This is a genomic window from Clostridium saccharoperbutylacetonicum N1-4(HMT) (genome assembly GCF_000340885.1).
Lineage (GTDB): Bacteria > Bacillota > Clostridia > Clostridiales > Clostridiaceae > Clostridium > Clostridium saccharoperbutylacetonicum.
Map to the genome: position 1 here is coordinate 6,008,793 of NC_020291.1, position 17,118 is coordinate 6,025,910.

At 27.5% G+C, this 17,118-nt stretch carries 9 protein-coding genes; 2 read left to right on the top strand and 7 right to left on the bottom strand.

The window, feature by feature from the left end:
• Window positions 1-701: 701 nt before the first annotated feature.
• Together CSPA_RS26265 and CSPA_RS26270 are read right to left on the bottom strand one after the other, a co-directional pair.
• Complete coding sequence (locus CSPA_RS26265) at window positions 702-2,393, bottom strand: N-acetylmuramoyl-L-alanine amidase family protein (RefSeq protein WP_015395452.1); 1,692 nt, start codon at window positions 2,391-2,393, stop codon at window positions 702-704.
• Between the two features lie 300 nt (window positions 2,394-2,693).
• A complete protein-coding gene (locus CSPA_RS26270) occupies window positions 2,694-4,508 on the bottom strand; it encodes an N-acetylmuramoyl-L-alanine amidase family protein (RefSeq protein WP_015395453.1) in 1,815 nt (604 codons plus the stop codon).
• Window positions 4,509-4,910: 402 nt separating this feature from the next.
• Here CSPA_RS26270 and CSPA_RS26275 point away from each other — a divergent pair, with 402 nt between their 5' ends.
• Entirely contained in the window at window positions 4,911-6,038 is a 1,128-nt protein-coding gene (locus tag CSPA_RS26275) for a cadherin-like beta sandwich domain-containing protein (RefSeq protein ID WP_015395454.1), read from the top strand.
• Between the two features lie 124 nt (window positions 6,039-6,162).
• Here the strand turns inward: CSPA_RS26275 and CSPA_RS26280 are convergent, their stop codons facing one another.
• From CSPA_RS26280 to CSPA_RS26300, 5 genes are all read right to left on the bottom strand, one after another.
• Window positions 6,163-7,566, bottom strand: coding sequence for an ATP-binding protein (locus CSPA_RS26280; protein WP_015395455.1), 1,404 nt, complete (start codon window positions 7,564-7,566; stop codon window positions 6,163-6,165).
• Window positions 7,567-7,865: 299 nt separating this feature from the next.
• Window positions 7,866-9,416: an AAA-like domain-containing protein gene (locus CSPA_RS26285; RefSeq protein WP_015395456.1), complete on the bottom strand. Its 1,551-nt coding sequence runs from the start codon at window positions 9,414-9,416 to the stop codon at window positions 7,866-7,868.
• A 60-nt stretch (window positions 9,417-9,476) separates the two neighbouring features.
• The gene (locus CSPA_RS26290; RefSeq protein ID WP_015395457.1) at window positions 9,477-11,159 is read right to left on the bottom strand and encodes an AAA family ATPase; all 1,683 of its coding nucleotides are present in this window, start codon (window positions 11,157-11,159) and stop codon (window positions 9,477-9,479) included.
• 33 nt (window positions 11,160-11,192) lie between these two features.
• The gene (locus tag CSPA_RS26295; protein ID WP_015395458.1) at window positions 11,193-12,893 is read right to left on the bottom strand and encodes an AAA family ATPase; all 1,701 of its coding nucleotides are present in this window, start codon (window positions 12,891-12,893) and stop codon (window positions 11,193-11,195) included.
• 176 nt (window positions 12,894-13,069) lie between these two features.
• Complete coding sequence (locus tag CSPA_RS26300) at window positions 13,070-14,464, bottom strand: DUF6056 family protein (protein WP_015395459.1); 1,395 nt, start codon at window positions 14,462-14,464, stop codon at window positions 13,070-13,072.
• Window positions 14,465-15,570: 1,106 nt separating this feature from the next.
• On the opposite strand from CSPA_RS26300, the gene CSPA_RS26305 reads away from it, so the two are divergent.
• The gene (locus CSPA_RS26305; protein ID WP_015395460.1) at window positions 15,571-16,743 is read left to right on the top strand and encodes an acyltransferase family protein; all 1,173 of its coding nucleotides are present in this window, start codon (window positions 15,571-15,573) and stop codon (window positions 16,741-16,743) included.
• The last annotated feature ends 375 nt before the right edge of the window (window positions 16,744-17,118 follow it).

Consider the following 17,118-nt stretch of genomic DNA (forward strand, 5'->3'; position numbering starts at 1 on the left):
CAACCCAATTCGACATTGTCCACATAATTATATACGTTTTTTTCAATTTTATGCCTATTTTTTTAATAAAATTATTGTTATTGCATGAATTTTTTATAGTACTTGGAAATTAATATTTAGAAATGAATAAAGTAACATATGAAGTTATATATATTCTAATAGTCAAATATCAGTAATCAATTAAAGATATCCAAAGCAAGAATTAGACTTATGCAACAATTACCGAAATCCGATACATTTATCTTCCGCAGGACTAGTGAAATTTTCGCTGGAAGGTTCTAAATGGCGTCTTGTCGTCATTACAGCGTGCTCCAGATGTAAAATCCCCAAGGAGAAAGTTCATGTTTCCAAATATAAAATTTGGACATTCACTTTTAAACAAGCTGTAAATGAGACAAGCCCCAATTAAGAACCTTCATCAGCTCAATTTCACATGCCTGCTTCCAGAAAAATGTATCGGATTTCTAGTTTAGTATTATAATTATAATTTCTCAATTATTCATGCTTATTACATTTATAAGTAAAACTCTTAAATTGGATATCTATAATGTAGAAAGTTGACCAATGCTTAATTTTCAATTGTAATGTAATTGCAAAACTCAAAGCGTAATAATAATTTATTAATTAATAGCAAAATCCCTCCAGGATTTCCTGAAGGGATATATGTATTCTTAATCAGAGCTTATATAAATATAAAAGCTTTAGCCAACCCATACACCATTGGCATCTAATTTATAGCCTCCAATTGATGTATTTTTCTGCATTGCTCCTGATGCATCGAAATAATACCACTTTCCATTATCATTAAACCAGCCAGTTTTCATAAGGCCTGAAACTGTGTCTAAATAGTACCATTGTCCATTTACCTGCTTCCAACCAGTGACCATGATCCCATTCTCATCTAAATAGTACCAAGTTTGATCACTGCCAAACCATCCTTTGAATTTCGATCCATCAGCATTGATATAACTCCAAGTTCCATTGTTTGAAACCCAACCAGCCTTTGTTTCATTAGTAGTTGTGTTTTTATCAGTATTAGTAGTTTTATCTGTCTTATCCTCTGATTCAACTTTTTTGCTTATTACTGAATAAATTTCATCACTTGAATTCCAAACAATTAAATTATCCTGATCATAAACAGATAAATCATTATATTCTTCATCAGTATCATAAACCTTGTCAAAATTTCCATCACTATCAAATTTTGATACAGCATCATCTGATAGTGCCCATAAATTACCCTTTACATCAACATCTACTGAATTATCTCCGTCTTGAACTGTTATATTATCATTATCTCCTAATTCAACATAATAAAGAGAGCTTTTATTTTTTAATTCAATAATTGAAGCTTCAAGGTCATTTCCATTTAGTTTATAATTAATTAATTTACCATCTGAAACAGTAAAGGCTTTTTGATCCTCACTTAATAAATCTATTTTCTTACCATTTTTATCGCAAACAATATAGTCAGTTACGGTTCTTGCATATTTAATTCCATTAATCCCTTTAGAATATTGATTTTTTGATATAACCTGAATAACCTGGAAAGTTACACTGGTTTTATCTGACGATTGAGTAAATGCTGTAGTTTCTGTACCTAAAGTTAATCCACCTATTCCTGTTACTGCTATACCATTAGTAGTTTTAATTGTAATTGTTGCTAATCTATAAATATTACTAGAGTCTTGTCCAATAACTGTAGCATTAGCTACTGCTCCTCTTACATTATTATCTGCATCATTAGTATTTTCTACATTAGCAGTTTTTCCACCATCTAATTGAACTTTTATTTTTCCTAAATTGTAATCAGCATCAATATACTTCCCAGATTTATCTGTATAAACATTAAAACTAGTTGCTCCACCATTAATATTAGTATCTGCTGATTTTGTTTTATATTGTGCGGCATACCAGCCTTCAGCAAATTTAGCTTTTGGTAGTTCAGTTACTTCTTTAATATCCTTTGCATCAGTATCATCATATCTTCCATCATTATCGTATTTAATACTACTTCTTAAATTAACCCCTACACTATCTAAATCTTTATTTTTAATCTCATCATCAGAAACTTTACCATTTGATAAATCTAAGAAATATTCTCCATCCTTAACTTCCGCATATTTAGTTCCATACACTTCAACTTTATCTTCTGAATCAAGGTTGTCTAATTCTTTATATTTTCCATCGCTAAAGAAATAAGCCCCTTCATCTTTTTTATTAGGCTTACCACCTATGTAGAATTCTCCATCTTTATAAGCTATGGCATTATAAATATCTCCCTCTTGAGATTTTATTTCTTTAGTTGCTGCATTAGCACTAACCGGCACTATAGAAACCACTGTTGCTACAGCTGCTAATAAAGATATTGTTTTATTAATATTTTTCAACATATTTTCCCTCCTAATTACTATCCCTCATTTTAATAGTCTAAATTATATCCATATTATAGCATAGTATTACAAGGTAGTAATTATCAATTGTCAGTTTATATAATCGTGTCATCATTTATTTCAGCATATCATTTTTCTTCAAAACCTTCAAATACTATAAATTAAGGGCAACCAAATCAAAATTAATTAGAGCATCAAAAGCACATATGAGTCAATAACATTATACCAACTCATATGTGCCTATTTTTATTGTATTTTATTAATTAACTTCTTATATATTTATAAATTTTCTATTGAAAATTATCTAATCCAAGCTCCATTTTTTCCTAATACATATCCATTAACAACTGTATCAGCTAGCATCGCCCCTGATGAATTACAGTAATACCATGTTCCGTTATCATTAATCCATCCTGTTTTCATCGCACCCATAGCACCATTTGATATTGGGTTTAAATAATACCAGGTTCCACCAATATTCTGCCATCCGGTTTTCATTGCTCCCATATTACCGTCTGATACTGGATTTAAATAATACCACAAGCCTCCTACATATTGCCATCCAGTTTGCATTACTCCAGCTCCATTAGTATAATACCAACCATTTCCATCTTGGAACCAACCTATAGTTTTAGTCCCATCAGCTTTATTATACGACCAAGTTCCATCTGTAGCCTTTACCCAGCCTTTAGTTACATTCGGAGTAGGAGTTGGATTATCATCTTGTTTCTTACCACCTATTACTGAATAAACCTCATCATGTTGGCTCCAAGTAATCATATTGTTATTATCATAAACTGATAATGAATCAAATGCACCATCTACCTTATAAATCTTTGTCCAATCATCAGTACCATCAAATTTCTTAATGTATCCACTATCTAAGATATAAATATTTCCTTCTATATCAGTATCAATTGCTGCTTTATTAATATCAGTGCTATATTCTGCTTTAATATCTGCCTTTTTTTCAACATCTGTATAATAATAGCCATTCTTTCCTTTTAATGTAGCTGCTTGAATTTTTAAATTTGGATCAGAACCCTTTGTATTATTGATATTAAATAACACTAGTTTTTCACCTATTACTCTCGCTTCAGTCCCTGATACTTTTGCTAAAGCTAAATAATTAGATTCATTTGATAATACTGACCCATTGTCATTACTTATAATATAATTGCTTACAGATTTTGCATATTTTGCATCTTTAATAGTATCTGAATTTTGCGCTTTAGATATTTTTTGAATTGTATCCAATATTACAGTATGGTTACTAGCATCAACTGCAAATATTTTACCATTTATTTTTACTGATGAAGGTAGCGTTATACCATTAGCAGGTGTTAACGTAATTTTAACTTGGGTATATCTATAAATATTATCTTTATCTTGTCCCAATTCTTTAGTAGCTGAATTTACAATTTTAGCATCTACTGTTGCAATTGTAGTAGATCCAGATTTTAATATTTTTTTATCCACTGTATTTTCTACTGTAACTTCTCCTGACACTCCTGATCCTGTGGTTTCAACTTTAATTTTTCCCAAATTATAATCTGCATCAATATAATTACCTTTAGCATCAGTATATATTGTTGGTTTATCTCCAGCATTATCTAGATTAGTTGCTATCGTATAGAATTTAGTAGCATACCAATTTTCACTAAATTTATTTCCTGCAATTTTTATAAAGTCTGTTGGCAAATTAGAATTACTATTATATCTATTAACCTCTTTAATCTTTTTTCTTAAAGACGATTCAGCATCGTCCAAATCATTTTTTCTCATGGAATCCTTTGTTACTTTACCTGTATCTAAATCTACATAATAATCGCCATTTTCTACTTCAGCATATTTAGTTCCATATATTGTATAATCCGAACCCGAATCAATATCATTTAAATTAGTATATTTTCCATTAACATAATAATAAGTCCCTTCATTGTCTTTAATTTTTCCATTTACCAAATCTTTCCCATCTTTATATGCTATAGCGTTGTAAACAGTTCCTACTTCAGTATCAACCTTTTTAATATCTGCAGCATATGCTGGTACCATTGAAACAACAGCTGCCGTCGCTAATAGTAGTGATGTGATTTTATTTGTTCTTCTAATCATAATTTTCTTTCCTCCAAAAATCTGTATTATATATTTTATTTACTACAATCTCGAATAAGCTTATTCATTGTTTTTTATTTTTCTATATATAATACAATCGACATAAAAAAAGTGTTGCAAAAAATTCATAACATACATCCTGTAATCTCTTATCAGTTATAGTTCATCTTAATATTTGGCCATTTGCTATGTGATGACTAATTTTCAACGGTAATTATCAATATGAAATTTTTGCTTGGTTTTGTTACTTCAAACTTATTAAGTTATTAATTTAGAATTGAAAGTTTTGTGGATTTAGTAATTGTTTTCATAAAGAAAAAATAGTAATATTTTATAGTTTCTAAATCATATAAATAATGCTATAATAAAACGTATACATGTTAAAATTTAGGGGGTATTTCTATGAATAAAAAGATAAAGAAAATAATTGTATTCACTTTAATATGTGCTGCTTTTTCTACTTTCATGTCATCAACCATAAATATGGGAAATCAGTGTGCTTATGCATACTCTAATGATGAAATTTCAAACTTGGGGCTAACAACATCTACCGGAATTATAATACCAATTTATAACAGTGTCTCTAACAAAGAAAAAAATAGAGTAAAAAAATATGATAAGATTCCAATAGTAATTTATTCAAAGCTTGCTTCAAATCAAGATAATATTAAATTAGGCACAATTGAAGCAGATGCAAAAGATATACGTGTTTTTGTTGGCACAGAAAAAATTAAGCTTGCCGATATTAACAGCGTAATAAAATTTGAAAAAGGTGAAAAGAAATCAATTTACATAAGATTATATGATTCAAAAAATGATTTTGATAGTTCCTTTAATACAGAATATCAACTTAATGTAGAAAGAGAAGTTGGCGAAGATAATGATACAGATGAGGATACTGTTACATTAAAAGATTACGATGATGTTTACTTAACTCAATTATCACTATCTTCTGATGATAAACAAATTGATCTTAATTTCAATAAAGAGCAGGCAATTTATAATGTAACTGTTGATCAAGATATAAAATACCTTAGAATTAAAGCTGTTCCTGAACAAGATAATTATAGACTAACAATTAATGATAAAGATGTAGATACTAAGGGCAGTAACAAAAATGTCCGAACTGAAGCCTTAGATGAAGATAAAACTCTTATCAAAATCAGAATTGTAAGTACAGATCATAAAAGAAGAGACTATTACTTAAATGTAACAAAAAATACAAGCAAGACTTCAACTACTGATACTACTTCTAGCAATACTATTAACCCGCCGGAAAATAATATTTCTCAATATGCTTTAACAAATGGAGTTTGGCAATTTAAAAAGACAGATGGAACTATAGCAACTGGTTGGACAAACATAGGCAATCAATTATATTACTTTGATGAAACAGGCGCAATGAAAACTGGCTGGTTAAAAGATGCTTCTGGTAAGTGGTACTACTTAAATGCAGGTGGAGATATGGCTAAGAATACAACTGTAGATGGATATAAAATTGGAACTGATGGGGTATACGTAGGAAAATAAGCAATGGTCAATTATCAATAATCAGTTTTCAATTAATAGATATCAATTGTTATAATTAGTTTTGAATTTTTTAAGCACTAGACGATTATTCATGTCTAGTGCTTTTGGTTATTTTTTACAAGGGTCAGTCCCCAATTAACTCTTCAGGTCCAAATAATAAAATATTTTTATTATTATTCGAATAGTCTTTTACAGAATCAGTAAATCCGCTTTTTGAAAAAAAGCTATAAAATTTCTTTTGAAACTTTTCAAATACATTTATTTCACTTTTTTTTATTAATGAGTTTACAACATCCATATCTAATTTTTCATTTCTCCATTTGCATTCTCCAAATAATATCATTGTATCATCAATAGCAACTATATCTATTTCCTCTTGTTTTTTAGTTTTAGGGTTATTGCCCCACCATCTTCCTATATTGGTATATATAAACGGTAAATCTCCATTTCTGTTTTGATAATTCATAAAATCTATACACACCTTTTCAAATATCTCACCCAAATATTTTGGAATTTGTGGTTCTATTTTTTTTTCATACAAAAAGTCTCCCATGTGCTGTTCTATAAGTGATTTATTAGAAAAAATGAAATTATAATAAAATTTAAATAGATTGTCATTAAGCTTATAAATGCTTTTTCTTGAATTTTCTTTCTCCATAATAGGTGTCTCTTTTGATACAATATGCAAATCAATTAATGATGACAAATATTTAGAGCATTTATCTTTAGGCTCCCCAATTTTAGTTGATATCTCATTTATCTTTGTATAACCATTTGCAATTGCTTCTATTATTGAATTATATACAGCCGGTTCTCTCAATTCCTGCTTTAGTAAATTTTTAGGTTCTTCATATAAATAACTTGACTTATCTAACAATTCTTGTTTTATATTATCCTCTATAGTATTCTTTTCATTAAATTTCTCTAAATATTGAGGAATTCCTCCGATTATTCCATAAGTCATAACTCTTTCATTAAAAGAATACTTTGGAAAAAACTTCGAACTATTATAAAAATCAAAAGGCTCAATCAGCATCTGTGCAGTTCTTCTTCCAAATAATGGGCTTTTGTAGCTTAATACTTCCTTTTCCATAAAGCTCATGGAAGAGCCACACACTACAATAAATAATTTTGTTTTCTTTAAGTAGTGGTCTATTAAATTTTGTAATAAGGATGGCAATGTATTATTAGATTGAACTAAATACGGAAACTCATCAACAACTAATATCAGCTGCTTATCTTCGCTTTCTTTGGCTAAAAACATAAACGCTTTTTCCCAAGATTCAAAAGTACTGATATAATCCGTCATTTTAAAATACTCCAGAATTTGTTTTGAAAAATTTCTAAGAGATAGGCTGCTATTATATTCCTCTGCAACAAAAAATATTGCTGGCTTATTATTGCAAAATTCACTTAATAAAGTTGTCTTTCCTACTCTTCTACGCCCATACATAACAATAAACTGAAATTCTTCCTTTGAATATAGTTTATTTAAAGCATTAATCTCATATTCTCTTCCTATAAACATAAATTTTTCACCTCTATTCAATAAATAATTCATAGCTTACACTAATTTCATTAAAAATAGTTAACTTTAAAGTAAATAAATTTAAAGTTAACTATTTATATTATATCCTAAATGTTAATTATTTAAAACAATTTACTGCAAAAAGTTAATCTTAAACAGAGGATTTAGATTACTAGACTTATACCTTAATAACTAAAATAAAGTTTATCTTTATTCTGCACAACAACAATAGATTAAGAAAAGTACCTTCAGTAGAAATTTCGAAGGTACTTTTCCAATTTTATACAAGGGTCAGTCCCCTACACATACACAATAAATATTTCTTTATTTCTCACATATATTGTCTCATGTATAAACTTTTTATTTTTATTGAAATTGTAAACAATCAAATAACCTTTATCCATTGAATGAATACTCAAATAATCACATAATTGATTAACTCCAGCTTTATGATATTCCTCTCCATGCCATATTTTTAATTCTGTTATATATTTATGGTTATTATAAGTAACAACTACATCTAATCTTTTCTCCCTAGATATCTGAACTTCTTTAAAATCAAAACCTATCCCATTTATAATTGGTTTTATAAATGCTAAAAACAATAACCTTCCATGATATTCAATGAATTTTTCGTCCTTATTGCTATATTGCTCTTTCATAAATTTTTGATAATTTAAAAGTACTTTTTCAAAATCCAAGCCATTATCCAATGTTAAAAAGTTCTCTCTAAAATTATAGTTTGATATATTTTCGCTTTCACGTGCTTTTATAGACGTTAAATGATTATATATATATTGTTCAAAAATCCTATTATGAATTTTACATATATTATTTTCTTGTTTTATGAATCCATATAATTCTCCAAGAGAAATCAAGCTGTCACTTGGAACATAAACTATTTCTTCACCTGATAATACTATTTTTTCAATAAATTTTTTAAAATCTTCATTATTTTCTAGATTCTTTATTAGAGAATCAAACAAAGTATTCTTTTCATATAAGAGCAATTTCACTGCTTTATCAATATTATCTTCTATCCAGTTATTTTTGAAGTTTTGCTCCATTAATAAACTTAATTTACTAACCAAAAAAGGATATCCACTAGTATAATAATATATTTTTTCAGCTATAGCCTTCGTATCCATTTTCACATTTTCTTCGATAGAGTAATCCTTAAGCATAGTTTCTATTTCCATGGAATTAAAGGTCATATCAACATTAAAATCTACAGCAATATTCCATGGACTATTATATTTCCTTTCTTCATCAGGTCTAATTCTTAACTTTAGATTTTTCACATCATGTACTCCAGCTAAAATTACAGAATGAAAAGTATAATCCATATCATCATTAGATAAGATATACTTGTTTCTAAGCATTCCCAAAAAACTTAAAAAGAGCTGATTATTGCTGGCTTTATCAACTTCATCTATAATCAATAATACTGGTTTTTCAGTACTCTGTATAAATTTCGTTATAACACTGGATAACATCTGCAAGTTTTTAATTTCTACTTTTAGATTTCTAAGTTCATTTGATTTTTCTTCATCTATAAATCTTAAGGCATCTATAATTAAAATAAAAAACGTGCTGCTAAAAACTTCCTCATCTTCAAAAACACTATCTCCAATACCTTCAAAACTTGTTCTAATAATTAGATATTTTTCTTTAAATACCTTTGCTATTTGAGATAGTAAAGTAGTTTTTCCATATTGTCTAGGCCTATTTATAATAAAGTAATCTCCTTTATCTATAAGACTTTCGATCTTCTTAAGCTTATTATCCATATTAACCATGTAATGTTTTTTACTAATACAAGGACCTGCTATATTAAATCTTTTTCCCAAGCCTGCTCTCCCTCCTTTTCAAAGCAATTGTACATTTTCACTTCCAATTTTAGCCAGAAGTCAGTCCCCACTTACAATTCTAACTCTCTTTCCCTTAAAAACAATTGCAAGCTTCCATATATTTTTTACACCTCTATCTTGAAGTTCAGCTTCATATTTATTTTTTCCAATCTGATCTAAGGCTTCCTTAACCCCTTCATCTATAGTTTTAGACGCTGTATCTTTTATTCTTTTAAACTCTATTATAATTCCAAGTTTCGAAATATCCCTTGGAATAAGCATTACATCGTACCTTCCATAGCCACTTTCCTTGTTTGATTTAACTTCATATTTGTCTGCAAGAGATACAATCATTCCAAGAACAAAAGCATGATATACCTTTTCAGGTTCTTTCCCTGATACGTCGAAGTAACTCATATTTTTCATTACAAAGTCAGTAAATATTTCTTCAAAAACTTCAAGATCTTTTGTGATTAATGCTTTTAGCATGATATTATATTTTTGATTATTTAGGGTTTCTTTAAACCATTTTTCAATTAAATTTTCATAAAATATATGAACTTCTTCATTTGGAACCTTTAGTTCACAATTTAATCTGCCTCTAACAAGTTCTGTTTTTACAGCTTTTAAATACCCACTCATAAGTAAAAAACTCCAGATATTCTCATTTGAATCTTCAACTTCTGACATCACTATAGTATCATCAATTACTTTACTAATTGACTTCCCTTCTATAAGATCTTCAAGTTCAAGTTTTAGGCTATTATCTCCTTTAAGAAGTAGTTTCTTAATCAAATCATTGCTACTGCTATTAATCCAATAAGGCATAAACCCTTCTCGTTTATTTTTTAAATAATTCAAAACAGACCAAGGATTATATATAACTTCTCCTCCGAATATGTATCCATCATACCATTCTCTAATCCCTTCTAGTTCATTAGCAGAATCAAAATACTTTACAAGTTCTTGTATTTCCTCTTCAGTAAATCCAAATTTATCATTAAAACTATATCTTAAAAGCGTATTTACTTCTAAATTATTAAGTCCTGAAAAAATACTTTCTTTTGCTACTCTAAGTATTCCTGTAATCAAAGATTTTTCAACATATGGATTATCCTTCAAAGCTGAAGTTAATAAGTTTCTTATAAGTGCAATCATTTCTTCGTAGTAACCATGTATGTAACCTTCTTGAATTGGCACGTCATATTCGTCTATGAATAGCATTACTTTCTTTCCATAATGTTTATTCATATATCTCATAAGATTGCTTATCCCCTCTGCCAAAAGTCCTTGGGATGGATTTCTTGAAATTATATCTCTAAACTCTTCTTTATCAAACTCTGATAATTTAGAGCTCTCCAAGAGATATTCATGCTCATTATATAGACTAGACAATAATACCTTAATTCCATCCTCAAAGTTTTCATAAGACAAATGTTTCTGATTTTTAAAGGTAACAAAAACAACAGGGTACTCTCCTTGAAGTTTCATTATTTCTTTTTCATTTTCTATTTTCAATCCATTAAATAAAGATTTTGTTTCTTCTTTAGTTCTTATATCAAAAAAGTATCTTAACATACTCAAATTTAGCGTTTTTCCAAATCTTCTTGGTCTTGGAGTTAAGATAATTTTTGCTCCATTTTCTATAAATTCTTTTATTAATAAGCTCTTATCCACAAAATAATTGTTTTTTTCTATTAATTCTTTAAAATCTGAGGTCCCTATTTGTATAGTTTTTTTCATTGTATAATCCGCCTCTCTATTGATTTATCACAATCAATCCCCAACTTTTACCAAGTGACAGTCCCTACACTTCACGATACAATCTTTCCTATAAAATGAAATTCCATATTTTATTATATTTTCATATCCTTCTTGATTAAGCTCTTCTTCATATTTTTTCTCTTCAATCTGTTCTAAAGCTTTATCACTCATTTTAAATATATCCTTAGGATTATCACAAACCTTAAGTTCTATTATAACTGCTGGATCAAATATTGATGGTGACTTTATAAAAATATCGCTTCTGCCATCTCCAGACTCTCTATTTGATTTTACAATATATTCATGCATATTAGCTAAAACTCCTACTACAAAGCCATGGTAGAAATTTTCATAAGCATCATTAAAACTTATAGTTTCCCTTAATAGCTTATTTAATTCCTTTTGAAAGGTATCCCTGTCTTTTTCAAATATTGCAGAATACAAAATACTCAAATCTTTTACTTTTATTTTATCATGAAACCATTTTAAGATTTTTGTTCTAAATATATACTTTACTTCCTCATTAGGTATTTCTAATTCCACATATTTTTGATTTGTTTCACTGATTCTTTCATTTACTTTTTTAAAATAACCAGTGAAAAACATAAAATTCCATAAATTATCCATACTATCGTAAATTTCATCATAAGTTATATCTTCATGAACTGGTTTCTCAATTGTTTTTCCTTCAATTAATAATTCTATTTCATTTTTAGTTACATTATCAGCTCTTTCAATTAAGCTTCTGACTATACTGTTTGAACTTGTATTTGCCCAATATGATGAAGGAAATACATTTGGATTCTTATATAAATCTTTAACAAACTTCACAACACTCCAAGGATTATATACCTGTGCCTGACCAAAAATATATCCATTGTACCAATTTCTAGTAAGTTCTTCTTTCTCACTAAGTCCATAATCCATAAGCATATTACTCACTTCAGCTTGGGTAAATCCAAAATATTCATCATAATAATCATTTAAAATTGAGATAATATCTAAATTATTTAAACCTGTAAAAATACTTTCTCGTGAAATACGCAAGCAACCTGTAATAACTGCAAATTCTAAAGATGAATTTGTTTTTAAGGCGGATTCAAAAAGTGACCTTATAAAAGCTATCATTCTATCGTAGAAGCCTTCAAAAAATGCATTTTCAAGAGGTACATCATATTCATCTATAAGAATTATCACTTTCTTTCCATGATACTTTTCTAAGCAGTCAGATAAGAATTTTAGTGCAGTTACATAAAGTCCTTCATCTCCATCTTTTCTGGCTATGCTTCTATATTCTTCTCTTTCCTCATTTAATTTATCACTTTCTAAAATATAATCATGACGTCTAAATTCATTTACTATTTCATCTTTAATACACTTAAGAGCCAAGTCAAAAGTAGGTTGTTTAGACGATTTTAATGATAAATTAATTACTGGATATTGCCCCATATGTGAAGTATATTGTTCCCCAGTTTTCATTATATTCAAATTTTCAAAAAGGTAAGAGTTATCTTCACTACTGTTTTCAAAGAAATATTGAAGCATACTCATGTTTAGAGTTTTTCCAAATCTTCTTGGTCTTGTGAATAAGTTGACATCTGCTTTATTATCAAGTAAATCTTTTATTAATAAGGTTTTATCTACTAAATAGTAACCTCTAGTTATTAACTTTTCAAAATTATCTATTCCTATTGGTAGTGGTTTAAAATTCATTATATCACTCCCTGTTTAATATTCAGCTTCTTCTCTTATATTATAGCCTACATTATGTTTGCTTAAAACAAAAAAACAGCTAAGATTTATTATTTAAATTCATCTTATCTGTTATCAATTGTCAATGATCAATTGCCTGTAAACTTTTCCTATTTTTATACAAAGAACTTACTCCTCTATTTGATTTTAAATATTGTCTTGATAGCAATTCCTCCAACATAAATTAAGGCATAAATGCTTGCTAATGAACAATAAAAAATACTGCTTATCTTCCACAACATTTTATTTATAGGTACTTCTTCTAATATATTCTTTAATAATATTCCACCTATGATAAGCAAAAGAATATTTGTCATAAAAAATATTCGTGGTCCAGATGCAAAAATAGTTGGTGAAAAGCCTAAAATATATCCACAGGCTAAGGCTGCTAAGTAAAAAATTATACACAGATATCTCTCATTTTTGTTCTTTATACACATGAACATGAGGATAACTATACTAAAAATAATAACAGAACTTATAACAGCTGGTACTATATCAAGCATTGGATTAAAAAATATTTTATCAAGGATAGTTTGTATATCATAGGGATACTCATAACTAGTGGTGCTTAAGACCATTTTGTTAATTGGTGCTAAGCTGCCTATAAAATACATAGACGGAATAAATGCTGAAATTCTAACTGACCATTTACTATTTCTATTAAATACTATAATAAATAAAAGCAAACTAATTACAAGCATTAAAATAGTAGTTTCTCTAACAAGATGAGAATGAGTCCAACATACACCTTGATATACTTTTTGAAATAAAGATAAACTATCAAACCCAGGGTACCAAGTTTTAGTTTCCGAAATGTTACGCAATTCATTACCTGGCGATAGCGTGTAAATTATCAAATTAATTAAAACCAGCAAATTTTCTGCAACTAGCCCTAAATAAAACTTTTTATCACGTTTATATAAATACAATACTGTCATTATTCCAAAACAAATTAATACAGCAGCTGTCTGCTCCATATAGGAAGCATATAATACTGATAACATTGCAATAATACAATGCTTTTTAGATATATCTTTATTGTATATTTTATAAATAAATGGTGACATTGCTATAAGGCAAAAAAACGTCGGCCATAAATAATAAAAACTACCAGTAAACCATGAACAAGCTCTTGTTGTAACAGATATTGGTATCATAAAGAATGATAAGCAAACAAAAACATCAATAATATTACTATGCTTCTCAAAACTATCTTTTGATATAGATAACTTTATAATATTTGAAATAAACACAACAAACATTACTGCTATTATTGTATTTAAAATACGCCAAATGAATAAAGGTAACAAAGAAAAAATGCCTATAAAAAATTCACTAGCTATTCTTCCTCCCCAAGTTTCATAACGCATAATTACAAAAGAAATAATACTTTTACTTTTAGAGACTGTTTCTATAAAATATGTATCATCTCCTGGATATAAGGTAATAAAACATTGGGCAATAAAAAACACTATTGCAAAAGCAATAAAAATATACCTTTTTTTATTGACCCTCTCATTAAAATACATTAGCTCACTCCTAATTAAATATTCATCAATTTACATTGCTTAATATTTTCATAATTCTTATAATAAAAAACTTATACCTGCAATTATTAACGTTCTATAGTCCATAACAAATTCTGATTTCCTTTAGAAATCTTTAAGTGTTAAACAATCATTTTTGCATATATATTCCAATTATAAATATTCAATTCGCAATTATCAGTTAACAGCGAAATCCATTCAGGATTTCTTGAATTGAAATGTACACTCTTAATTAGAACTCATATAAAATAAATTATCACTATTTTTTATTATACCAAATTATTTCATTTAGTGTAGGTCTATTTAATAAACATCGATTAAAATATCCATTTCAATTAATTTGTGGTTATCCTCTAGTTAAATGGTAATTACCACTTCAGTAGTACTTTTTCCAGTTCACAATCAAACTCACGTGGCTAAAAGTTTATAAAAGACACTTTCTTTTTCAGATTGCATCTAAGCTATCACATTACTTATTAAATTTAGACCTGGCACGACATCCCTTCATCTACTAATTTTTCAAATTCATTATTACTTTATTTACTTTTAATTCCTCATTAATAGATAGTTTCACATTTTTAAATCCATATTCAGACACTACTTTGTTCATCAATTGCAATTTTCCGTAAAATTCCTTATATAGTAAGATATTTCTATCAATATAGCTTTTCTAACCAAATATGTAATAATTCACTTTTCTGATGTTAATATTTGTGCTATTCTTAGTAATTATAAGGTTAATAATCTTATAATTAAATTCATTATATCAAATATAACTGAATCGTTAATTATTATAAATTTATGTGAATTCAATACAAATGCAGCTTTCCCAAAACAACCCAGAAAATCTAACCAGTCAAAACGTAGAGAAAATAATTAAATTCTTTTTAGATATAAATTACTAAGAACTTACTAAAAATTCTCTCTTCTTGTGTATCATATTTTATAGCAAGCCTTAATGATCAGACTTAGTGAATTTATAAAATTAACATCTGATGAATGAATACTTCATTTTCTATTTATTTTAGAAATTTATTAATAAAATAATAGCTGGCATTGGCTAACTTATTATACTGGGAGGAAAAATTATGATTCAGAATGAAAAAAGTTTAGATGGATTGAGAGGACTAGCAGCTTTTATTGTTATAATTCATCATTATTTAGTTGGTTTTTATCCTTCAACATATACCGGAAATATCAACAGCATTAGAACCAGTAGTGGCTTTGATGCACTTATTTCAAGAACACCATTCAATTTATTTTTTAATGGAAATGCTTCAGTATGCATGTTTTTTATTTTAAGTGGATATGTTCTTAGTTGCAAGTTTTTCAAATATAAAGAAAAAAATATAGTGATTTCAAGTGCAATCAGGAGATATTTAAGATTAATGATACCTGTATTATCTTCAATAGTGTTGGTATTTATACTTATGAAATTCAAGTTATTTTATAATATTCAAGCGTCTACTATAACTGGCTCAGATTGGTGGTTAGGAAGTTTCTATAATTTTGAACCTAATACATTTGAAATGCTTAAACAAGGATTATATAGAGTGTTCTTTTTTAGTGAAACATCCTATAATGCAGTGCTTTGGACTATGCACTATGAGTTATTTGGTTCCTTTATTGTTTTTGGATTTCTTTTTATTTTTGGAAAAATAAAAACCAGAGTAATCACATACATAGTTATAATATTTTTATTATTCAATACTTATTATTTAGCGTTTATTTTAGGAATGTTTTTAAGTGATATACATAGTGTTAATTGCAAATTAATAAATAAAATAAACTTTAGATTTCCGAAGATATTTTTTCTAATTACGGGACTATACTTATGCTCATATCCTTCTGGAGTAGATGTAACTGGAAGCATATATAATTATATAAAAATATCAAAATTTAATGATGTCGTAATGTTATATCATATAATAGGTTCTTTCTTTATTATGATCACACTTTTAAATTCATATAAATTAAAAAACTTTTTCTCAAATAAAATATTTTTATTTTTAGGAAAAATATCATTTTCAATGTATTTAATACATCTTATAGTATTATGTTCATTTTCTAGTTTCATTTTTTTAAATCTTATTAATTATTTTAGATATTACCAAACCTTTTTTATTATGTTGATATTATCCATACCATTAATAATACTAATATCACATTGTTTTTATAAATATATTGATTCAAATTCAATAAAATTATCTAAAATATTATATAAGAAATATTTAGAACATAATACAAAAAACTTTTTCTAATAATTTGCATATTATAGACAAAAGCATTTTATTATAATAAAATGCTTCATTCGATAACTTTTAATTTTTCAATTTAAATTACATTGTGTGATAAAAATGATGCACGAAAATATGTGACTAATAGATTTCTAATTGAATTTAATAGTGTAATTGATTTAATTAGAAAAATTGATAAAGCTATAGATTTTAATTTTATTTACAGATTTATACTCTGAACTTGACGAACTAAACATTTATGCGCCAGTACTAATTAACTCTATTATGATTCAGTAGCTATTCAGAATTCCATCAATAATGCAAAAAATATGAGAAATTGAATTAAACATTCAAGATCAACTTCGTGTAAAGACTACCAAATAATTATTTAAATATAAA

What these genes read in the sequence shown, in the direction of transcription:
- CSPA_RS26265 (WP_015395452.1), bottom strand. Translation starts at nt 2,393, where the DNA reads ATGTTGAAAAATATTAATAAAACAATATCTTTATTAGCAGCTGTAGCA.
- CSPA_RS26270 (WP_015395453.1), bottom strand. Translation starts at nt 4,508, where the DNA reads ATGATTAGAAGAACAAATAAAATCACATCACTACTATTAGCGACGGCA.
- CSPA_RS26275 (WP_015395454.1), top strand. Translation starts at nt 4,911, where the DNA reads ATGAATAAAAAGATAAAGAAAATAATTGTATTCACTTTAATATGTGCT.
- CSPA_RS26280 (WP_015395455.1), bottom strand. Translation starts at nt 7,566, where the DNA reads ATGTTTATAGGAAGAGAATATGAGATTAATGCTTTAAATAAACTATAT.
- CSPA_RS26290 (WP_015395457.1), bottom strand. Translation starts at nt 11,159, where the DNA reads ATGAAAAAAACTATACAAATAGGGACCTCAGATTTTAAAGAATTAATA.
- CSPA_RS26295 (WP_015395458.1), bottom strand. Translation starts at nt 12,893, where the DNA reads ATGAATTTTAAACCACTACCAATAGGAATAGATAATTTTGAAAAGTTA.
- CSPA_RS26300 (WP_015395459.1), bottom strand. Translation starts at nt 14,464, where the DNA reads ATGTATTTTAATGAGAGGGTCAATAAAAAAAGGTATATTTTTATTGCT.
- CSPA_RS26305 (WP_015395460.1), top strand. Translation starts at nt 15,571, where the DNA reads ATGATTCAGAATGAAAAAAGTTTAGATGGATTGAGAGGACTAGCAGCT.